This is a genomic window from Microbacterium sp. BH-3-3-3 (assembly GCF_007679045.1).
GTDB classification, from domain to species: domain Bacteria; phylum Actinomycetota; class Actinomycetes; order Actinomycetales; family Microbacteriaceae; genus Microbacterium; species Microbacterium algihabitans.
Window position 1 is genome coordinate 136,868 of record NZ_VEFS01000007.1, and the last position, 19,306, is coordinate 156,173.

Genomic DNA, 19,306 nt, shown 5'->3' on the forward strand with positions numbered 1-19,306 from the left:
CGCATGTGCAACGAAGGAATCGCGGTTCTTAACGAAATAGCAGAAGTGCCGCGTTCCTGCCGCGCCCGCACCGTCACGATCGGGCGGCTTCGCTAGAGTGACCGTTGTCCCGACAACGACCAAGGAGCACCTCCATGCCCGTCGCTTCCCCTGAGCAGTACGCCGACATGCTGGACCGCGCGAAGGCCGGCGGCTTCGCGTATCCCGCGATCAACGTCTCGAGCTCGCAGACCATCAACTCGGTGCTCCAGGGCCTGGCCGAGGCCGGCTCCGACGGCATCCTGCAGGTCACCACCGGTGGCGCCGACTACTTCGCCGGCCACACCGTCAAGGCCCGCGCCACCGGCGCCCTCGCCTTCGCGAAGTACGTGACCGAGGTCGCGAAGAACTACCCCATCACCGTCGCCCTGCACACCGACCACTGCCCCAAGGACGCCCTGCCCGGCTTCGTCCTGCCGCTGCTCGAGGCCTCCGAAGAAGAGGTCAAGGCGGGCCGCAACCCGATCTTCCAGTCGCACATGTGGGACGGCTCGGCCGTTCCCCTCGACGAGAACATCGACATCGCCGCAGAGCTCCTCCCCCGCATGAAGAACATCAACGCCATCCTCGAAATCGAGGTCGGCGTGGTCGGCGGCGAAGAAGACGGCGTGCAGCACGAGGGCTCGAACGAGGCCCTGTACACCACGGTCGCCGACGTGACCAAGGCCGTCGAGCGCCTCGGCCTCGGCGAGAACGGCCGCTACATCTCGGCCCTCACCTTCGGCAACGTGCACGGCGTGTACAAGCCCGGTGGCGTCAAGCTCCGCCCCGAGCTGCTCGGCGAGATCCAGGAGGGCATCGCCGCCAAGTTCGGCACCGGCCCCAAGCCCCTCGACCTCGTCTTCCACGGCGGCAGCGGCTCGACCGACGAAGAGATCGCCCTCGCGGTCGCCAACGGCGTCGTGAAGATGAACATCGACACCGACACCCAGTACGCCTTCACGCGCTCGATCGCGGGCTACATGTTCTCGAACTACGAGGGCGTGCTCAAGCTCGACGGCGAGGTCGGCAACAAGAAGCAGTACGACCCGCGCGCGTGGGGCAAGGTCGCCGAGTCGGCTATGGCCGTCCGCGTCGTCGAGGCCACGAAGCAGCTCGGCTCGTACGGCCAGTCCAAGAGCTGACACCTCGTCATCCCGCGAACGCCCCGGCTCTCACGCCGGGGCGTTCGTCGTTTCCGGATGCCGCGCCCCGGTCCCCCGCCGCACGCGTCGGCGTCCGCCGTACGCGCGCCCCTCGAGCATCGAGACTGCATCTCGCTGACAATCCGGCGTCAGCCTGCAGCGGACTCGTCAGCGAGTTGCAGTCTCGCGCCACCGGCGAGGCGGAACGGCCCGCGATCACACAGCCAGCCCAGGGTGTGCCGGCAAAAAGCCCCGCCGTCGCGAACAGCGCACGATCGGCAGGGCAGCCCTCAGCTGCGGTAGACCTCGAGCACCGTCGGCGCATCCGCGGGAGATGACAGCACCTCGATGGCATCCCCCGCCCGCACCTCGCCGGCGCGGCGCACGCGCAGGTAGGCGCCGAGGCGTCCCTCGTCGGAGAAGCGTTTGACCCATCCCCGCGAGGCGGATCCGCCCACCCAGCGCGCGAAGGTCGCGCACGGAGTGCGGGGCATCGTCACCTCGACCTCGACGGTGTCGCCGATGCGCCAGATCTCCCCGATACGGGCGCCGTTGACGTCGAGCCCCTCGACCCGCAGGTTCTCGCCGAACCACCCGGGGTGCAGTTCGCGGCCGAGCTCGCCCTCCCAGAACGACGCGTCGTCCTGCGCGTAGGCGTACACGGCCTTGTCGGGTCCGCCGTGGTGCTTACGGCTGGCCTGCACGTCTGCGCGGACGCCGAGCTTGCCGACGCGTACGGCTCCGTCGACTGGACGCTTGTCGATCGCGGTGACGCCGATCGATCCGGCATCCGGATGCAATTCATGGACGGCGCAGACGGCGACGAGACGGGGCATGCGTCGATGCTAAACCGTCCGCTCAAGGCCGCCGTCACGCCCCCGCCACGCCGCGGCACGTGTCAGGGCGTGGCGAACTCGTGCCGCATGACCACGCGGTCGCCGTCGAGGGTGCGGATCTCGACGGCGCCGATGTCGGTGGTCGCCAGATCGGTGCCCGCGCTCAGCTCGGTCGTCGAGCCGGGGTCGGCCCTCCAGGTCGAGAGCACGCTGGTCGCGCCCGACCCGTCGGTGATCGCCAAGGCGTAGGGCCATCCTCCGGGCGGGGCGTCGAGCACCTCACCGGTGTACTCGCACACGAGGTCGATCCGCGTGCCCCAGGGCGCCGAGGTCAGCCGCACCGATGCCTCGAGCGGCGCTCCCGCGATGTCGTCCAGCGCGTAGACGGTGCCCGCCGACTGCTGCGCCGAGCTCGTGATCGCCACCACGCTCGGCACGGCCACGCCGATGAGGGCGACGGATGCCGCGAGCACCCACACCGTCCTCCGCCGCGCCCTGCGTCGCTTGGCCGTCTCGACGATGCGTCCGCGCAGCGCGGGGTTGGGGGTCGCGAGAGGCACCGGACCGGTCGAGGCGTCGAGGGCGCGGGCGCGGTCGGCCGACAGGCGCGACAGCAGTCCTGCCGTCGGTGCCAGCTCTCCGACGGCGGCGCGGCACTCCGCGCACTCGGCGAGATGGGCTTCGTACTCGGCCCGGTCGCTCGCCGACAGCGCGCCCAGAACGTAGGCGCCGTCCCACGACGACAGTCGATCGTGTTCGTGGCTCATCGGGTCACCCCTCTCTCCTGCAGGGCGAGCCTCAGTGCTCGCACCGCGTAATGCAATCGCGACTTGACGGTGCCGGCCGGGATGCCGAGTTCTTCCGCCGCTTGCGCGACGCTGCGCCCGCCGTAGTAGGCGCTGACGATGACCGCGCGGTGATCCGGGGTCAGGGTCGCGAGGGCCTCCTCGACCAGGAGCGCATCGAACATGGCATCCGTGTCGTCGTCACGCACCCTTTCGGGCAGCTCGTCGACCGAGTGCTCGTGGCGCCGACGGGCACTGCGGGCCTCGTCGATGACGATGTTGCGCGCGACGGTGTACATCCACGACCGCAGCGACGCGGGGTCGTCCGCCATCACCTTGGGCGTGCGCCATGCGCGCAGCAGGGTCTCCTGCACCACGTCGTCGGCTCCGGCGTGGTCACCGGTCAGGCTGACGACGTAGCGCCAGACGGGCGTCGCGTGCGCGTCGTAGAGCGCTGTCAACTGCGCGTGTTCGTCTCGCATCGCGGCATCCCCTCTCCCTCGTTCACAGGGGACACGGAATGCCGGGCCCGACGGTTCAGCTCGGGACGGTGTTCACGATCGCCGACATGAACTGCGGGTCGCCGACGAGGGCGATGGTGACGCAGATGCCGGCGATGAGTGCGGTCACGACGAATCCGACCAGCGGGATCCAGAAGGCGAGGCGGCCGCGCTTCATGCGGCGCCAGGTGAGCACCGCGGTGGCGAGCCACCCGAAGCCGTACACGGCCGCTGCCGCGGCGCCCCAGACGTAACCGGCCGACAGGTTGGTGAAGGTCGCCTCGACGCCCAGCATGCGCGCGCCGGTCTCGGCGTACTCGGGGAAGTTCAGCAATTGGATGATCGTGGTGACCACCGAGAACAGGCCGTAGAAGAGCAGACCGAACGTGACGATGCGATCGACGCGGGCCCCGCGCGTGGTCGGCACGGGGAAGCCCGCGGCGGCCGGTTGCGCCGCGCGCGCGGGCTCGGGGGTGGGGGCGGGCTGCGGGGCGACGCCGGCGTCGAGCGCCTCGGTCACCTCGGGTCGCTGGATGCGGGCGCGCTGTTCCTCGGGTGTGGCGTACTCACCGAACTGCGGACGCGGGCGCGATCCGACCTCGGCCGGGCGTGCATCGCCGCGCGAGGAATCGTCGCTCACGCGTGCCCCCGACCGCCGAGCGCGCGGCTGTCGCGCTTGCCCGAGGCATCCTGACGCAGCTCCTTGGGCAGCGAGAAGATCAAGTCCTCCTCGGCCGTGCGCACCTCTTCGACGTCGCGGTAACCGGCGCCGGCGAGCTCTTCGAGCACCTCGGTCACGAGCACCTCGGGCACCGACGCGCCGCTGGTGACGCCGACGGTCTCGACGCCCTCGAGCCACTCTTGCTTGACCTCGTCGACGTAGTCGACGCGGTAGGCGGCCTTCGCGCCGTGCTCGAGGGCGACCTCGACCAGGCGCACGCTGTTGGAGCTGTTCGCCGAACCCACCACGATCACGAGGTCGGCGCCGACGGCCACCTTCTTGATCGCGACCTGGCGGTTCTGGGTGGCGTAGCAGATGTCGTCGGAGGGCGGATCCTGCAGCTCGGGGAAGCGCTCGCGCAGGCGCCGCACGGTCTCCATCGTCTCGTCGACCGACAGCGTGGTCTGAGAGAGCCACACGACCTTCGACGGGTCGCGCACCTCGATGGTGTCGGCGTGGGCGGGCGAGTTGACGACGGTGACGTGCTCGGGAGCCTCGCCAGCGGTGCCCTCGACTTCTTCGTGGCCCTCGTGGCCGATCAGCAGGATCTCGAAGTCGTCGCGGGCGAAGCGCACGGCCTCGCGGTGCACCTTGGTCACGAGGGGGCACGTGGCATCGATCGCCTGCAGGCCGCGGTCGGAGGCGGCCGAGACGACGGCCGGCGACACCCCGTGGGCGCTGAAGACGACGTGGGCGCCCGAGGGAACTTCGTCGACCTCCTCGACGAAGATCGCGCCCTTCTTCTCGAGCTCGGTCACGACGTGGATGTTGTGCACGATCTGCTTGCGCACGTAGACCGGGGCGCCGTAGCGTTCGAGCGCCTTTTCGACGGCGATGACGGCACGGTCGACGCCGGCGCAGTAGCCGCGGGGTGCTGCGAGCAGCACCTTCTTCTTGCCCTGGACGGGGACGTCCTGAAGCCGCCCGCGTCGACCCGGGATGCGGGGAACGGGCAGGTGCACGGCAGGTGAGCTCACCCCTCGATTCTACGGGGGTGCCCCTGGACACCGGCCGAACCCGCCCGGCGCGACCGGTCCGGATAGCATGGGACCTTCCCCTCCCGAGAGACGTCCGGCTCTCGCGGCCCCCGCCGACGGCGTGCATCCCAGCGAGTGACATGACCTCTTTCCAGCCCGAGACCGTTCCGGGTCAGGCGCCGCCCGCCGACAGCGTGCACCCGCGCGACTCCTCCACCGACGCCCCCACCTCGGTGTCGCGGCTGAACGACACGATCCGCGGTTTCATCGAGCGCTGGGGATCGGTCTGGGTCGAGGGCGAGATCACCTCGTTCAACCGCCGCGGCGGCAACGTGTTCGGGCGATTGAAAGACCTCGGCACCGAGTCGACGGTGGCGTTCCGCATCTGGTCGAGCACCCTCAACCGGCTGCCGAGAGACCTCAAGGTCGGCGACCACGTCGTCGCGTGCGTGAAGGCCGACTACTTCCCGCGCACCGGCGACTTCTCGTTCGCGATCTCGGCGATGCGGCACGTGGGCCTCGGCGAACAGCTCGAGCGCCTCGAGCGCCTGCGCGTGCAGCTGCGTTCGGAAGGCCTGTTCGACCCCGTGCGCAAGAAGAAGCTGCCGTTCCTCCCCCACTGCATCGGTCTCATCACGGGCGAGAACTCGGATGCCGAGAAAGACGTGCACCGCAATGCAGAGCTACGGTGGCCCCGGGTGAGCTTCCGCACGCGGCACGCCGCCGTGCAGGGCGATCGCTGCGTCCCCGAGACGATCGCGGCATTGAAGGCGCTGGATGCCGACCCCGAGGTCGACGTCATCATCATCGCCCGCGGCGGCGGCGACCCGCAGACCCTGCTCGGCTTCAGCGACGAGCGACTGCTGCGAGCGGTGGCCGCGGCATCCACCCCGATCGTCAGCGCCATCGGCCACGAGAACGACCGCCCCCTGCTCGACGAGGTCGCCGACGTGCGCGCGTCCACCCCCACCGACGCGGCCAAGCGCGTGGTCCCCGACGTCAGCGAGCAGCGCGCTCACGTGTCGCAGCTGCGCGCGCGCCTGACCGGCCGCCTCACTCAGCGGGTGCTGCACGACATCGCCCAACTCGAGCAGGTCCGCTCCCGCCCGGCGCTGCGCACCCCGCACACCATGCTCACCTCGCGCGCGCAGGAGCTGTGGATGCTCTCGAACCGCGGTCGCGACATCGTCGACCGTCGCATCGAGACCGGGCAGCGCCGCACGAGCGAGCTCGGCGCGGCCCTGCGCGCGCTCTCCCCCGTGGCCACGCTGGCCCGCGGCTACGCGATCGCGCAGCTCGACGACGGCTCGGTCGTGCGCGACGCCGCCCAGGCTCCCGCCGGTGCGGCCCTGCGCCTCACGGTCGAGAACGGCACGCTCGCCGCCCGGTCCGAGGGAGCGGTGCCCGACGTGGTGCCGCACGGGACGACGGATGCCGCACCCCGGTCGAACGCCGAGGGCACGGCATCCGGAAACACTCCCCTCGACGCCGAGTCAATCGGCGACGGCCCGTCGGAGGGTCGCGCCTAGAATGGACGACATGACCGCGACGACCCCCGGCTCCGCCGCCGACGTCGCCACCCTCTCGTTCGAGCAGGCCCGCGACGAACTCGTGCGCGTCGTCGCCGAGCTCGAACAGGGCGCACCCACGCTCGAGGAGTCCCTGGCTCTGTGGGAGCGCGGCGAGAAGCTCTACGCCCGCTGCGAAGAGTGGCTGCTCGGCGCCAAGCGGCGGCTCGACGCCGCGCGCGGCGAGGGAGACGACTGATGGCCCGCATCGTCGCACACCTCGGCCGCCCCGAGACCCCGCAAGAGACCGCCGACCGCAAGGCGGAGTTCTCGGCGCGCTACCGCAACAGCAAGACGTTCAAGAATCTCATCGCCGCGATCCTCGTGACCGTCGCGGTGGTCTTCGTCGTGGTGGCCGGCGTGCCCCGCGGCGAGCCGGTGGCCCAGTCCCAGCCCGACGTGCCCGCTCTCGCGGCCGGCATCGAGAGCGACCTCGGTCGTCCCGTCCTGACGCCGTCGCTCGGCGACGGCTGGCGCGTCAACCAGGCGAGCACCGAGGGCGTCGGAGGCACCGAGGCGTGGACCATGGTCTACGTGCGCGAGGGCGAGTCGGGCTTCCTCCGCGTCGCCCAGGGCTTCGACGCCGACGAGGCATGGGTCGGCCAGGTGCTCGACGGTACCCGCAGCACCGAGACCACCGAAGTCGGCGGCATCACCTGGAACGTCTACCGCCCGTCCAACCCCTCGGGCACGGGCAACATCGACTACGCGCTCGCCACCCCCGCCGGGCCCGACTACGTGCTCGTCTACGGCGACGCCGCACCCGAAACGGCCGCCCTCGCGGCGGCATCCGTCACATCCCAGATCGAGCAGTTGAGAGAGGTCCCGTGAGCGAGCGCATGACCCCCCGTCAGGTGTGGCAGCAGATGGTGGAGGGCAACAAGCGCTTCATCGCGGGCGAACCCGCCCACCCCCGCCAAGACGTCGAGCGCCGCGCCGAGCTGGCCTCCTCGCAGCACCCGAGCGCCGCCCTCTTCGGCTGCGCCGACTCGCGCCTGGCCGCGGAGATCATCTTCGACGAGGGTCTGGGCGACCTCTTCGTCGTGCGCAACGCCGGCCAGGTCATCTCCGACTCGGTGATCGGCAGCCTCGAGTACGCCGTCGGCGTGCTCGAAGTCCCGCTCATCGTCGTGCTCGCGCACGACGCGTGCGGAGCGGTCGGCGCGGCGATCGAGAGCACCGGCGCCGACGCCCCCACGCTCCCCCCGTACATCTGGCGGCAGATCGCCCCCATCGTGCCCGCCGTGCGCCGCGTGCAGCGCGAGAACGTCGTCGACGGCCACCTGCCCGAGCACGTCGACCCCGAGCTCGTCGGCCGTGAGCACCTGCGCCACACCGTGGCCGACCTGCTGCGCGCCTCCGAACTGATCAGCGAAGCCGTGGCCGAGGGCCGCACCGCCGTGGTCGGAGCGAACTACCGCCTCGACGAGGGTGAAGCCGTCCCCGTCGTCATCGTGGGCGACGTAGAAGACCCCCGCATCTGAGAACCGAACGAACGACCTGGAGGAACGACGACGTGACCGACATCGAGTACCGCATCGAACACGACACCATGGGTGAGGTGCGGGTGCCCAAAGACGCGCTCTACGCCGCGCAGACCCAGCGCGCGGTGGAGAACTTCCCGATCTCGGGGAAGGGGCTCGAGTCGACGCAGATCGCCGCCCTCGCGCGCATCAAGAAGGCCGCGGCCCTCGCCAACAAGGAGCTCGGCACGCTCGACGGTGCGATCGCGGATGCCATCGCCCAAGCCGCCGACGAGGTCGTCGCCGGAACGCACGACGCGCACTTCCCGGTCGACACCTACCAGACCGGTAGCGGCACCTCGTCGAACATGAACATGAACGAGGTGCTCGCGACCCTCGCCACCCGCATCCTCGGCGACACCGTTCACCCCAACGACCACGTCAACGCCTCGCAGTCGTCGAACGACGTCTTCCCGACCTCGGTGCACATCGCCGTCACCCAGGCGCTGATCACCGACCTCATCCCGGCGCTGCAGCACCTCTCGACCGCCCTCGAGACCAAGGCCGACGCCTGGAAGGGCATCGTGAAGTCGGGTCGCACCCACCTCATGGACGCCACCCCCGTCACCCTCGGCCAGGAGTTCGGCGGCTACGCCCGCCAGATGCGCCTCGGCATCGAGCGCGTCGAGGCCGTCCTCCCCCGCGTCGGAGAGGTCCCCCTCGGCGGCACGGCCGTGGGTACCGGCATCAACACCCCGCTCGGCTTCCCGCAGAAGGTCATCGAGCTGCTCGCGGCCGAGACCCAGCTGCCGATCACCGAGGCGAAGGACCACTTCGAGGCCCAGGCCAACCGCGACGGCCTCGTCGAGGCATCCGGAGCCCTCCGCACCATCGCGGTGTCGCTGACCAAGATCAACAACGACATCCGTTGGATGGGCTCGGGGCCCAACACCGGTCTCGGCGAGCTGCACATCCCCGACCTGCAGCCCGGCTCCTCGATCATGCCCGGCAAGGTCAACCCGGTCGTTCCCGAGGCCACGCTCATGGTGTGCGCCCGCGTGATCGGCAACGACGCCACCGTCGCCTGGGCCGGCGCCTCGGGGTCGTTCGAGCTCAACGTCGCAATCCCCGTCATGGGCACCGCGCTGCTCGAGTCGATCCGCCTGCTCTCCAACGCCATGCGCGTGCTCGCCGACAAGACCATCGACGGCCTTGAAGCCAACGTGGCGCGCGCCGAGGCGTTCGCCGGCATGTCGCCCTCGATCGTCACCCCGCTCAACAAGGTCATCGGTTACGAGGCCGCGGCGAAGATCGCGAAGCACTCCGTCGCCAAGGGCATCACGGTGCGCGAGGCCGTCATCGACCTCGGCTACGTCGAGCGCGGCGAGATCACCGAAGAGGTGCTCGACGCCAAGCTCGACCTGCTGTCGATGACGCACCCGGGCTGAGCCGCCCCCGCACGATCACGACGCCGAGGCGCGCCATAATCGAAGGATGAGCCCCGCGACGAGACCTCTCTCGACGCGGGTGCGACTCCTCGGCGCGATCCTCGGCGTCGTGCTGCTCGGGCTGATCCTGGCGGGCGGGGCGACCTTCCTCGTGCAGAGCGAACGCGTCGTCCAGAACGCCCAACGCCAGCTCGACGGGTTCGTCGCGACGGTGTCGTCGAGCGGAGGCAGCGCGGTCGCGCTCGCCTCGGCGGCGATCCCCGGTCGCAGCGACGGCACGGTCGCCCTCGTCGGCGGACGGGTGCTGGCCTCGACGCCCTCACCTCCCGGTCTCGACGTCGCGGGCGACGCCGCCCTGGTCTCGTCGCTGTCCGCGGCCATCGCCGACGGAGAGCTCTCGGGGCGGGTCGACAGCAGCCACGGTCCGATGATGTACGCCGCGGTGCCCGTGACCGACGGCGTGGTCGTGCAGCTGATCTCGGTCGACCAGCGCATGGAGCTCGTGACCCTCTCCACCGCCAGCTACGCCGTGACGGGCGCCGTCGTCCTCGTGCTCGTGGCCGTCGCCGGGTGGTTCGTCATCGGGCGGTTGTTCTCGCCCTTGAAGCGCCTGCGCGACACCGCCGACGCCATCACGATCGACCGCATGGGCGACCGCCTGCGCGCCCACGGCAACGACGAGATCTCCGACCTCGCCACCTCCGTCAACTCGATGCTCGACCGCCTCGCGATGTCGGTCGATGCGCAACGCCAGCTGCTCGACGACGTGCGGCACGAGCTGAAGACCCCCATCACCATCGTGCGCGGTCACCTCGAGATGATGGATCCCGCCGATCCGCACGACGCGGCCGAGACGCGAGAGCTCGGCATCGCCGAGCTCGACCGGCTGACGCGCCTCGTCGACGACATCGACGCGCTGGCCGACGTCGAGACCGACGCTCTGGCGGCCGAGGTCATCGACGTCTCCGCGCTGACCGACCGCGTCGCCGAGCTCGCGGGCGCGATCCCCCATCACCCCTGGTCCGTCGCGCACCGTGCGCGCGTGCGCATCCTCGGCGACACCGACCGCATCGTGCAGGCGTGGCTGCAGCTCGCCGACAACGCGGCCAAGTACACCCCCGCCGGCTCCCCCGTCGAGATCGGCAGCACCGCCGACGACACCACGGCCTATCTCTGGGTGCGCGACCACGGCCCCGGCATCCCTCCCGCCGCCCGCCACCGCGTGTTCCGCCGGTTCGACCGGTTGTCGACGCGCCGCGGTGTCGACGGCTCGGGCCTCGGCCTGTCGATCGTGGACGCCATCGCGAAAGCTCACGACGGCCGCTGCTCCGTCTCCGACACCCCCGGCGGCGGCGCGACGGTCACACTTCACATCCCCGTCACCGGCGTCCGCGCCTCGGCCGCCCTGCCGACCCCGGTGCGCGCGGGCGACGTCGTGCTGCAGAGAGAGGCCACCGGATGACCCGCATTCTCATCGCCGAAGACGAAGAGCGCATCTCGGCCTTCGTCGCGAAGGGACTCGAGGCGGCCGGCTATCAGACCCTGATCGTCGACGACGGCGCCGAAGCCCTCGACACCGCCCTGTCGGGATCGTGCGACCTCGTGCTCCTCGACGTGGGACTGCCGACGATGGACGGCTTCGAGGTCTTGCGGAGCCTGCGCGGGCAGGGGGCGACGATCCCCGTCATCATGCTGACCGCGCGTACGAGTACCCGTGACACCGTGGACGGGCTCGATGCGGGGGCCAACGACTACGTGGCGAAGCCCTTCAAGTTCGACGAGCTGCTGGCGCGCGTGCGCCTGCGGTTGCGCGAGCCGGTGACGGTCGGGGTCGCGACCCTCGCCCACGGCGAGGTCACGCTCGACGTGCTCGGTCGGCGCGCGACCGTCGGCTCGCGCGAGGTCGATCTGAGTGCCCGCGAGTTCGCCCTCGCCGAGGAGTTCGTGCGTCACGCGGGGCAGGTGCTCAGCCGGGAGCAGTTGCTGAGTCGCGTGTGGAGCATGGACTTCGACCCCAACTCCAACGTCGTCGACGTCTACGTGCGCTACCTGCGGGCGAAGATCGGCGCGGCCCACATCGTCACCGTCCGCGGGGCCGGCTATCGCTGGGAGTGACGGCGGAAGCCCGAAAACCCCCGGTGGGGGAACCGGGGGCTCAGGGAGATGCGTCCGGTGGTCTTCCGACTCACCCGAAGAGCGGTGACCTGCGCGTGACGCTCTCGTTCCAGGGGATCCGCCGAGGCGGCGGCGGGGTGTTCCCCGCCTGTGCTTCCACCCTGACGGGCGTTCGTGAGATCGCGGGGAGTCGCAGATGAGAACCCTCTCATCTACGGACATCGGCACCGGCCGGCGGACCGCGGGTGACGAGGGAGTTTTCGGATGCCGCGGCGCCCGACATCAGCTCCCCGTCGGCCCCCGCACGACAAAGGGCCGGGACACCGCGGCATCCCGGCCCTCCTCGATCTCGTCAGGACAGCTCGCCGGCCTCCAGCAGCTCGGTCACGAGCGCGGCGATGGCCGAGCGCTCCGAGCGCGTGAGGGTGACGTGCCCGAACAGGCCGTGGCCCTTCAGCGTCTCGATCACCGAGGCGACGCCGTCGTGCCGACCGACCCGCAGGTTGTCGCGCTGGCCCACGTCGTGCGTCAGCACCACGCGGGAGTTCTGGCCGATGCGGCTCAGCACGGTCAGCAGCACGTTGCGCTCCAGGGACTGCGCCTCGTCGACGATCACGAACGCGTCGTGCAGCGACCGACCGCGGATGTGGGTCAGGGGCAGCACCTCGAGCAGGCCGCGAGCCAGCACCTCCTCGAGGACGTTGCCCGAGACCACCGACCCGAGCGTGTCGAAGACGGCCTGACCCCAGGGCCCCATCTTCTCGGCCTGGTCGCCGGGGAGGTAGCCGAGCTCCTGACCGCCCACGGCGAACAGGGGGCGGAACACGATGATCTTCTTCTGCTGCTGGCGCTCCAGCACGGCCTCGAGCGCCGCGCAGAGGGCGAGGGCCGACTTGCCGGTTCCGGCGCGACCGCCGAGCGACACGATGCCGACCTCGGGATCGAGAAGCAGGTCGAGCGCGATGCGCTGCTCGGCGGAGCGGCCGTGCAGTCCGAAGGCGTCGCGGTCGCCGCGCACGAGGCGGTACTCCCCCTTGCCGGTCACGCGACCCAGGGCCGATCCGCGCTCGGAATGGATGACGAGGCCGGTGTTCACGGGCAGACCCGCCACGGCGGGGCTCACCCCGACCTCGGTCTCGTACAGGTCCGAGATCTCGTCGCCCGAGAGGTCGATCGTGGTGATGCCGGTCCAGCCCGAATCCATCGCCTGCTCGGCGAGGTATTCCTCGGTGCTGAGACCGAGCGACGCCGCCTTGACGCGCATCGGCAGGTCTTTCGACACGACGGTGACCTCGGCGCCGTCCTTGGCGATGTTCATCGCGACCGCGAGGATGCGGCTGTCGTTGCCGCCGGTGCGCATGCCCGAGGGCAGCACGGAGGGGTCGGTGTTGTTCAGCTCGACGCGCAGCGTGCCGTCGTCTCCGACCGGCACGGGGAAGTCGAGGCGGCCGTGCTCGATGCGGAGTTCGTCGAGGTGGCGCAGGGCCTGTCGCGCGAAATAGCCGATCTCGGGGTCGTGACGTTTGCCCTCGAGTTCCATGATCACCACGACGGGGATCACCACGGAGTTCTCCGCGAAGCGGAAGAACGCCCGGGGGTCGCTCAGCAGGACGGAGGTGTCCAGGACGTACGTACGCAGGGCCTGATCGGCTCCGGCTTCGGACTCGGTGCTCTCGACGACGTGACGCTGGTCGTACGGTGCTCGTGCAGTCACAACCCACTCCCGACCCGGGTGTTTCACCCGGTTTTCACGAGTCGACCTGTGGGTCACGAGTCGCGATCCGAAGGTCGACTCGACCGGACTCCGTGTCCGATGTGATCACCGTACGACTCCGCGACACCCTCGAGGGTCGTTAACACGCCGCGAATGTGACGAGTTCGTGAACAGCGCGTTCACGCGTCTCGCAGCCGTGAAGTAGTTCACCGGATGCCGCTCGGGCACCCGTGCGCGCGACCGGGCGGCCGGCCGGGTGGGTGCTACTGACCGAACCGGCGGTCGCGCGCCGCGAAGTCGCGGATGGCGCGGAGGAAGTCCACCTCGCGCAGGTCGGGGCCGAGAGCCTCGACGAAATAGAACTCCGAGTGGGCCGACTGCCACAGCAGGAAGTCGCTGAGCCGCTGCTCCCCCGACGTGCGGATCACGAGGTCGGGGTCCGCCTGGCCACCGGTGTAGAGGTGCTCGCCGATCTGCTCGGGGGTGAGACTCACGGCGAGCTCTTCGAGCGACCCGCCCGACTCGTCGTGCTTGACGATGATCGAGCGCACGGCATCCACGATCTCGCTCCGCCCGCCGTAGCCGACGGCGAGGTTGACGTGCAGACCCTTGTGGCCGCGGGTGCGCTCCGTCGCCTCGTGCAGCACTTCGGCGAGCTCGGGCGGCAGGCCCTCGGCGCGACCGACGTGCTGGACCCGCCAGTTCGGCTCGCGCGAAAGCTCTCCCGCGAGCTGCGCGATGATCTCGAGCAGCTCCTGCAGTTCTTTGCTGTCGCGCTTGACGAGGTTGTCGTTGGAGAGCAGGTAGAGCGACACGACCTCGATGCCGAGGTCGTCGCACCAGCGCAGGAACTCGTGCATCTTCGCGGCACCCGCGCGGTGACCGTGCGCGGCGCTGTCGTAGCCGAGCTGGCGCGCCCAACGACGATTGCCGTCGATCATCATCGCGACGTGGTGCGGCACGGTGGTCGGCATGCGCCGGCGCAGGCGCGAGATGTAGAGACGGTAGAGGGGACCCCGCCCCTCGTTCTTCCGCTCGCGCGCCACCCGCCTACGCTACCGCGTCGAGGCCTTCCCCTCGTATCCCGGGTGGTCGATTCCTGGGGGAAGGGTGAGCATCGGTTCATGTTCCCTGCGGCGCATGGGAGCAGACGTAATCTCGGAAGGGTGACGAGTTCCACCCCGGCCGACGGCCCCGACATGCCCCAGCTCCCCCTCCTCGAAGCGGGGGCCCTCGGCGCGCAGAAGGACATGAAGCCGACCTGGCGCGGATGGATCCACGCCGGCACGTTCCCCGTCGCGATCGTCGCCGGCATCGTCCTGATCGCCCTCGCCCAGGGCACTCCCGCCAAGTGGGCCGCAGCAGTGTTCATGGTGACGTCGATGCTGCTGTTCGGCAACTCGGCGCTCTACCACCGCTTCACCTGGAAGCCGAAGATGCTGGCCGTGCTCAAGCGCATCGACCACGCCAACATCTTCCTGCTGATCGCCGGCACGTACACCCCGCTGGCGGTCCTGGCCCTACCGACCCCCAAGACCACGCTGCTGCTGTCGATCGTGTGGGGTGGGGCGATCCTCGGCATCCTGTTCCGCGTCTTCTGGATCAACGCGCCGCGCTGGCTCTACGTCGCGCTGTACCTCGCGCTCGGCTGGGCCGCTGTGATGTACCTCGGCGACCTGCTCGCGGCGAACGTGGCGATGATGGTGCTGGTCGTCGTCGGCGGCCTGCTCTACACGGCCGGGGCGATCGTCTACGCCCTCAAGAAGCCCAACCCATGGCCGGGGCACTTCGGGTTCCACGAGATCTTCCACGTGTGCACCGTGCTGGCGTTCCTCTGCCACTGGACGGCGTGCCTGCTCATCTCGCTCGCCCCCGCGTACCACGGGGGCTGATCCCGCCCCGCGTCGCGCGTGAGTTCGTCGCGTGCGGGCCACCCGAGCGGCGCGCCGCGGCGACTCGTACGGCGACAGCGGTTCCGGATGCCGGGGACCCCGGCAACGACTCAGCTGCGAGGAGCGGCCGGGTCGATGTCCTGGTCGTCGACCGTGCTGGCATTCTCGGCGGCGCGGGCCTGCTCTTCCGCATCCAGCTCGGCGTTCACTTCCTCGCGGTAACGGCCGCGGCGGATGCGGCGCAGCATGTCCCACACGAGCAGGAAGACCGCGACGCCGATGAAGGCGATCGCGGCGAAGCCGAGCGGCCCGGGCGTGACGATCGACTCGTCGGGGGTGACGACCGGGGAGGGTGTGGTCGCGAGAGCGACGATCACGGGAAGCATGGAGTCCTTCGGTCCGGGCGGAAGCGCGTAGCCTGGAACTCCAGCCTAAAGCCCGGAGAGACCATGACGACGCAAGCCCTGCTCGATGACCGCTACGGGCGCACGCGCTCCCCGCGGCGCCGCATCCTGGGCTGGACGATCGTCGCGGTCCTGGCACTGAGCGCGATCGGCTACCTCGGGTGGACGACCTTCGCCAGCAGCGCCGCTTCGGTCACCGCGACCGACACCGGGTTCACCGTCGAGAACGACAAGTCCGTGTCGGCCACGTTCCAGATCACCGGCCCCACCGGACAACCTGTCGCCTGCGCCCTCGAAGCCCGCGACGAAGACCACGGCACCGTGGGCTGGCGGGTCGTGGAGTACCCGGCATCCGAGGATCACACCCGCGCCTTCACCGAGACGATTCCCACGCTTTCCCTGGCGACGACAGGTTTTGTCAACGCTTGCTGGGTACCGTAAACTCGTAGGTCAGGAAGCGCCCCGGCTCGATGCCGGGGCGTTCGACATATCCCCCGCCGACGGCCCGAAAACGCATCGCCGTCTGCGCCTCGACGAAGGAGTACCCGTGTCCAACGACGCTCAGGTGACGTTCCTCACGCAAGACGCCTACGACCGCCTCCACAACGAGCTCGAGCACCTCTCTACGACGGGTCGCGAAGAGATCGCCAAGCGCATCGAGGTCGCACGCGAAGAGGGAGACCTCAAGGAGAACGGCGGCTACCACGCCGCCAAAGACGAGCAGGGCAAGCAGGAAGCCCGCATCCGCACCCTCCAGCAGCTGCTCAAAGACGCCAAGGTCGGCGAGGCCCCCGAGAGCCACGGCGTGGTCGAGTCGGGCACCGTCGTGACGGCGATCGTCGCCGGCGGCGAAGAGAAGTTCCTTCTCGGCAACCGCGAGATCGCCGCGAATTCCGAGCTCGACGTCTACAGCGAGGCGTCCCCCCTCGGTGCCGCCATCATGGGGCTCAAAGAGGGCGACAAGGGTTCGTACACCGCGCCCAACGGCAAAGAGATCTCGGTCGAGGTCGTGAAGGTCGAGACCTACTCGGGTCAGTGACCCGCTGACTCCTCGCGAGCCGCTCCCCCGTCGTCGGGTGGGCGGCTCGCGACGTTTCCGCGGACTCTACGGTTTGGGGCGGATTCCGCCGCTCGGGGCGGATGATGCTCGCCCCGAACGGAGAAATGCGCCCCAAACCTCGCGCAACGCGCGACAACGACCGCGCCCTCCAGCGCACGCCCGCCACGTGCCCGCACAGCCCGCGAAGCGCGCCCGCGTCAGAACCGGACCCGACCGGCCCGGCGCCGGACACTCAGTTCGGAACGACGGTCGCGATGAACCCGGCGTCTTCGAGCGTCTGGATCACGAGGGCGCGGTGCTCCTCGCCGCGCGTCTCGACGCTCAGCTGCAGGATGACCTCGCTGATCTGCAGGCCCTGCCCGTGGCGCGTGTGCAGCACCTCGATGACGTTCGCGCCGACGCCGGCGAGCAGCTCCGACACGCGGGCCAGCTGCCCGGGGCGGTCGGGAAGCGGGATGCGCAGCGACATGTAGCGACCAGATGCCGAGAGCCCGTGCGCCACGACGCGCTGCAGCAGCAGCGGGTCGATGTTGCCGCCCGAGAGGATCGTGACCGTGGGGCCACTGGCGTTCACCTTGCCCGCGAGGATCGCGGCCACACCGACGGCTCCCGCGGGTTCGACGACCTGCTTGGCGCGCTCGAGCAGAACGAGCAGCGCTCGCGCGATGTCGTCCTCGGTCACGGTGACGACCTCGTCGACGTACTGGCGGATGAGTTCGAACGGCAGGTCGCCCGGGCGGGCGACGGCGATGCCGTCGGCGATCGTCGGCGTCGTCTCGACCTGCATCGGATACCCCGCGGCGAGCGATGACGGGTAGGCCGCGGAATTGTGCGCCTGCACGCCGATCACGCGCACCGTCCGCCCCTCGGCGGCTGCGCGGGCCTTGACCGCCGCAGCGACGCCCGCGGCGAGGCCTCCCCCGCCGATCCCGACGATCACGGTCTCGAGGTCGGGCATGTCTTCGACGAGCTCGAGTCCGAGCGTCCCCTGGCCCACGATGATGTCGCGGTGGTCGAACGGGTGGATCAGTACGGCGCCCGTGCGCTCGGCGAACTCCGCCGCGAGGCGCAGGGGCGTCTCGACGGTCGCGCCCTCGAGGATGACCTCGGCGCCGTACCCCCGCGTCGCCAGCAGCTTGGGCACGGGAACGCCCAACGGCATGAAGATCGTCGCCGAGATGCCCAGCTGCTGCGCGGCCAGGGCGACCCCCTGCGCGTGATTGCCGGCGGATGCCGCGACCACGCCGCGCGCGCGCTCCTCGGTGGACAGCCGCGAAAGGCGGTAGCTCGCCCCGCGGATCTTGAACGACCCCGTACGCTGCAGGTTCTCGAGCTTGAGGTTGACCGGCACGCCGAGGAGCTCGGTCAGGTGCAGGGACTCGTCGAGCGGCGTGCGCGTGATGATGCCGCGCAGGTTCTGCGCGGCATCTTCGAACTCGGCCAGAGTGGGAGTGTCGTTCATGATCTCCTTCCGCGCTCGCGCGGGACGGTCCGCCAGATGAGATCCGGGGAAGCGAGGGGGTCGCCGGTGCGCTGCCAGGCCTTGGTGCTGAGGTACACGGCCACGACGTTGACGAACGCCGCCAGGGGCACCGCGAACAGGGCGCCGGCGATCCCACCGACCATCGCCCCACCGGCGACGACGAGCACGACGGCGAGGGGGTGCACCTTCACGGCGGAGCCCATGAGGATCGGCTGCAGGATGTGGCTCTCGATCTGCTGCACGGCCAGCACGACGATGAGCATGAACAGGGCGATCAGCGGGCCGTTGTAGACCAGGGCGATGAAGACGGCGAGGGCCCCGGTGGCGACGGCACCTACGAACGGGATGAACGCGCCGAGGAACACCAGGACGGCGATGGGGATCGACAGCGGCACGCCGAGCAGGAAGGCGCCGAGGCCGATGCCGATCGCGTCGATCGTGGCGACGAGAAGCTGCGTGCGCGCGTAGCTCTTCACGGTGCGCCAGCCCGCGCGACCGGCGCCGTCGACGGCGGGACGCGCGACACGGGGGAACAACCGGGTCGTCCAGCGCCAGATGCCGCCGCCGTCGGCGAGAAGGCAGAGCAGGATGAACAGCGTCAGCAGCACGCCCGTGCCGACGTGGCCGATCGTCGTGCCGATGGCCAGCGCGCCGGTCCAGAGCACTTCGGCCTGTTGCTGCAGGAACGTGCCCGCCTGTCGCAGGCCGTCGTCGATCTGCTGGGCGCTCAAGTGCAGCGGGCCGTCGATGAGGTACTGGCGGAACTGCGTGACGGCCTCGACGGTGCGCTGACGGACCGAGCCGAACTCGCGGGTGATCTGCCAGACGGCCAGCCACACGAGGCCCGAGATCACGGCGATCGTGCCCAGGACCGTGACGACGATGGCCAGCCACTTCGGCCACCGATGGCGCAGCAGGAACGAGAAGGCCGGCCACACCAGCGCGGTGATGAGCACCGCGATGAGAAGCGGCACGACCAGCAGCTTCAGCTGGATGACCACGAACACCACGACGGCGAGAGCGGCGGCGATGACGAGCAGGCGCCACGCGTAAGCGGTCGCTTGGCGCAGTGCCGGCGGCACCGGAGGTTGCAGGTCGCTCGAGACGGTGCGCCGCTTGAGGGCGTCGAGGAACGATCCGCGAGGTTCGGGATCGGTGCCGCTCATCCCGTCAGCCT

At 70.1% G+C, this 19,306-nt stretch carries 21 protein-coding genes; 11 read left to right on the forward strand and 10 right to left on the reverse strand.

The genetic code is table 11. The features are described 5' to 3' along the window. Positions 1 to 134 precede the first annotated feature (134 nt). Positions 135 to 1,163, forward strand: coding sequence for a class II fructose-bisphosphate aldolase (gene fbaA / locus FS769_RS16295; protein ID WP_144835265.1), 1,029 nt, complete (start codon positions 135 to 137; stop codon positions 1,161 to 1,163). 290 nt (positions 1,164 to 1,453) lie between these two features. Here the strand turns inward: fbaA and FS769_RS16300 are convergent, their stop codons facing one another. The 5 genes from FS769_RS16300 to FS769_RS16320 all read right to left on the reverse strand — a co-directional run bounded on the left by FS769_RS16300 (position 1,454) and on the right by FS769_RS16320 (position 4,982). Further along, positions 1,454 to 1,999: an MOSC domain-containing protein gene (locus FS769_RS16300; RefSeq protein ID WP_144835267.1), complete on the reverse strand. Its 546-nt coding sequence runs from the start codon at positions 1,997 to 1,999 to the stop codon at positions 1,454 to 1,456. A 62-nt stretch (positions 2,000 to 2,061) separates the two neighbouring features. Then, positions 2,062 to 2,766 (reverse strand): zf-HC2 domain-containing protein, encoded by a 705-nt coding sequence (locus FS769_RS16305; RefSeq protein ID WP_144835269.1) that lies wholly within the window; start codon positions 2,764 to 2,766, stop codon positions 2,062 to 2,064. Beyond that, positions 2,763 to 3,266: a sigma-70 family RNA polymerase sigma factor gene (locus FS769_RS16310; RefSeq protein ID WP_144835271.1), complete on the reverse strand. Its 504-nt coding sequence runs from the start codon at positions 3,264 to 3,266 to the stop codon at positions 2,763 to 2,765. The genes FS769_RS16305 and FS769_RS16310 overlap by 4 nt, the downstream gene beginning before the upstream one ends. Before the next feature lie 55 nt (positions 3,267 to 3,321). After that, positions 3,322 to 3,924, reverse strand: coding sequence for a DUF6264 family protein (locus FS769_RS16315; protein WP_144835273.1), 603 nt, complete (start codon positions 3,922 to 3,924; stop codon positions 3,322 to 3,324). Then, entirely contained in the window at positions 3,921 to 4,982 is a 1,062-nt protein-coding gene (locus FS769_RS16320; RefSeq protein WP_186325601.1) for a 4-hydroxy-3-methylbut-2-enyl diphosphate reductase, read from the reverse strand. The genes FS769_RS16315 and FS769_RS16320 overlap by 4 nt, the downstream gene beginning before the upstream one ends. A gap of 140 nt (positions 4,983 to 5,122) precedes the next feature. On the opposite strand from FS769_RS16320, the gene xseA reads away from it, so the two are divergent. Genes xseA through FS769_RS16355 form a run of 7 tightly spaced genes read left to right on the forward strand, consistent with a single transcriptional unit; the run spans position 5,123 to position 11,576 of the window. Next, positions 5,123 to 6,511 (forward strand): exodeoxyribonuclease VII large subunit, encoded by a 1,389-nt coding sequence (xseA, locus tag FS769_RS16325; protein ID WP_144835275.1) that lies wholly within the window; start codon positions 5,123 to 5,125, stop codon positions 6,509 to 6,511. A gap of 10 nt (positions 6,512 to 6,521) precedes the next feature. Further along, the gene (locus FS769_RS16330; protein WP_144835277.1) at positions 6,522 to 6,749 is read left to right on the forward strand and encodes an exodeoxyribonuclease VII small subunit; all 228 of its coding nucleotides are present in this window, start codon (positions 6,522 to 6,524) and stop codon (positions 6,747 to 6,749) included. Beyond that, positions 6,749 to 7,381 carry a DUF4245 family protein gene (locus FS769_RS16335; protein ID WP_144835279.1) on the forward strand — a complete coding sequence of 211 codons (633 nt, stop codon included), beginning with the start codon at positions 6,749 to 6,751 and terminating at the stop codon, positions 7,379 to 7,381. The genes FS769_RS16330 and FS769_RS16335 overlap by 1 nt, the downstream gene beginning before the upstream one ends. Beyond that, the gene (locus tag FS769_RS16340; protein ID WP_396652427.1) at positions 7,378 to 8,034 is read left to right on the forward strand and encodes a carbonic anhydrase; all 657 of its coding nucleotides are present in this window, start codon (positions 7,378 to 7,380) and stop codon (positions 8,032 to 8,034) included. The genes FS769_RS16335 and FS769_RS16340 overlap by 4 nt, the downstream gene beginning before the upstream one ends. Before the next feature lie 32 nt (positions 8,035 to 8,066). After that, the gene (locus FS769_RS16345; protein WP_144835281.1) at positions 8,067 to 9,461 is read left to right on the forward strand and encodes an aspartate ammonia-lyase; all 1,395 of its coding nucleotides are present in this window, start codon (positions 8,067 to 8,069) and stop codon (positions 9,459 to 9,461) included. 46 nt (positions 9,462 to 9,507) lie between these two features. After that, positions 9,508 to 10,923, forward strand: a complete 1,416-nt coding sequence (locus FS769_RS16350) for a HAMP domain-containing sensor histidine kinase (RefSeq protein WP_144835283.1) — start codon at positions 9,508 to 9,510, stop codon at positions 10,921 to 10,923. Further along, complete coding sequence (locus FS769_RS16355; RefSeq protein ID WP_144835285.1) at positions 10,920 to 11,576, forward strand: response regulator transcription factor; 657 nt, start codon at positions 10,920 to 10,922, stop codon at positions 11,574 to 11,576. Before FS769_RS16350 ends, FS769_RS16355 begins: the two co-directional genes overlap by 4 nt. A 352-nt stretch (positions 11,577 to 11,928) precedes the next feature. Here FS769_RS16355 and FS769_RS16360 read toward each other — a convergent pair whose 3' ends face one another. Both FS769_RS16360 and FS769_RS16365 read right to left on the reverse strand, forming a co-directional pair. Then, a complete protein-coding gene (locus tag FS769_RS16360; RefSeq protein ID WP_144835287.1) occupies positions 11,929 to 13,290 on the reverse strand; it encodes a PhoH family protein in 1,362 nt (453 codons plus the stop codon). Positions 13,291 to 13,553: 263 nt separating this feature from the next. Continuing rightward, the gene (locus FS769_RS16365; RefSeq protein ID WP_144835289.1) at positions 13,554 to 14,336 is read right to left on the reverse strand and encodes an isoprenyl transferase; all 783 of its coding nucleotides are present in this window, start codon (positions 14,334 to 14,336) and stop codon (positions 13,554 to 13,556) included. Between the two features lie 153 nt (positions 14,337 to 14,489). Between FS769_RS16365 and FS769_RS16370 the strand changes: the two genes are divergently transcribed. Continuing rightward, on the forward strand, positions 14,490 to 15,182 hold the full coding sequence (locus FS769_RS16370; RefSeq protein WP_144835351.1) for a hemolysin III family protein: 693 nt from the start codon (positions 14,490 to 14,492) through the stop codon (positions 15,180 to 15,182). Positions 15,183 to 15,292: 110 nt separating this feature from the next. Here the strand turns inward: FS769_RS16370 and FS769_RS16375 are convergent, their stop codons facing one another. Then, positions 15,293 to 15,568: a hypothetical protein gene (locus FS769_RS16375; protein WP_144835291.1), complete on the reverse strand. Its 276-nt coding sequence runs from the start codon at positions 15,566 to 15,568 to the stop codon at positions 15,293 to 15,295. Between the two features lie 63 nt (positions 15,569 to 15,631). On the opposite strand from FS769_RS16375, the gene FS769_RS16380 reads away from it, so the two are divergent. After that, positions 15,632 to 16,027: a DUF4307 domain-containing protein gene (locus FS769_RS16380; protein WP_144835297.1), complete on the forward strand. Its 396-nt coding sequence runs from the start codon at positions 15,632 to 15,634 to the stop codon at positions 16,025 to 16,027. A 106-nt stretch (positions 16,028 to 16,133) separates the two neighbouring features. Continuing rightward, a complete protein-coding gene (greA, locus tag FS769_RS16385; protein ID WP_144835299.1) occupies positions 16,134 to 16,625 on the forward strand; it encodes a transcription elongation factor GreA in 492 nt (163 codons plus the stop codon). 253 nt (positions 16,626 to 16,878) lie between these two features. On the opposite strand, the gene ilvA is transcribed toward greA, so the two are convergent. Together ilvA and FS769_RS16395 are read right to left on the reverse strand one after the other, a co-directional pair. Next, positions 16,879 to 18,108, reverse strand: coding sequence for a threonine ammonia-lyase (gene ilvA / locus FS769_RS16390; protein WP_144835301.1), 1,230 nt, complete (start codon positions 18,106 to 18,108; stop codon positions 16,879 to 16,881). Continuing rightward, entirely contained in the window at positions 18,105 to 19,295 is a 1,191-nt protein-coding gene (locus FS769_RS16395; RefSeq protein WP_144835302.1) for an AI-2E family transporter, read from the reverse strand. Before FS769_RS16395 ends, ilvA begins: the two co-directional genes overlap by 4 nt. Positions 19,296 to 19,306: the final 11 nt, after the last annotated feature.

What these genes read in the sequence shown, in the direction of transcription:
- FS769_RS16335 (WP_144835279.1), top strand. Translation starts at nt 6,749, where the DNA reads ATGGCCCGCATCGTCGCACACCTCGGCCGCCCCGAGACCCCGCAAGAG.
- FS769_RS16395 (WP_144835302.1), bottom strand. Translation starts at nt 19,295, where the DNA reads ATGAGCGGCACCGATCCCGAACCTCGCGGATCGTTCCTCGACGCCCTC.
- fbaA (WP_144835265.1), top strand. Translation starts at nt 135, where the DNA reads ATGCCCGTCGCTTCCCCTGAGCAGTACGCCGACATGCTGGACCGCGCG.
- FS769_RS16355 (WP_144835285.1), top strand. Translation starts at nt 10,920, where the DNA reads ATGACCCGCATTCTCATCGCCGAAGACGAAGAGCGCATCTCGGCCTTC.
- FS769_RS16380 (WP_144835297.1), top strand. Translation starts at nt 15,632, where the DNA reads ATGACGACGCAAGCCCTGCTCGATGACCGCTACGGGCGCACGCGCTCC.
- ilvA (WP_144835301.1), bottom strand. Translation starts at nt 18,108, where the DNA reads ATGAACGACACTCCCACTCTGGCCGAGTTCGAAGATGCCGCGCAGAAC.
- FS769_RS16375 (WP_144835291.1), bottom strand. Translation starts at nt 15,568, where the DNA reads ATGCTTCCCGTGATCGTCGCTCTCGCGACCACACCCTCCCCGGTCGTC.
- xseA (WP_144835275.1), top strand. Translation starts at nt 5,123, where the DNA reads ATGACCTCTTTCCAGCCCGAGACCGTTCCGGGTCAGGCGCCGCCCGCC.
- FS769_RS16310 (WP_144835271.1), bottom strand. Translation starts at nt 3,266, where the DNA reads ATGCGAGACGAACACGCGCAGTTGACAGCGCTCTACGACGCGCACGCG.
- FS769_RS16305 (WP_144835269.1), bottom strand. Translation starts at nt 2,766, where the DNA reads ATGAGCCACGAACACGATCGACTGTCGTCGTGGGACGGCGCCTACGTT.
- FS769_RS16330 (WP_144835277.1), top strand. Translation starts at nt 6,522, where the DNA reads ATGACCGCGACGACCCCCGGCTCCGCCGCCGACGTCGCCACCCTCTCG.
- FS769_RS16370 (WP_144835351.1), top strand. Translation starts at nt 14,490, where the DNA reads ATGCCCCAGCTCCCCCTCCTCGAAGCGGGGGCCCTCGGCGCGCAGAAG.
- FS769_RS16300 (WP_144835267.1), bottom strand. Translation starts at nt 1,999, where the DNA reads ATGCCCCGTCTCGTCGCCGTCTGCGCCGTCCATGAATTGCATCCGGAT.
- FS769_RS16350 (WP_144835283.1), top strand. Translation starts at nt 9,508, where the DNA reads ATGAGCCCCGCGACGAGACCTCTCTCGACGCGGGTGCGACTCCTCGGC.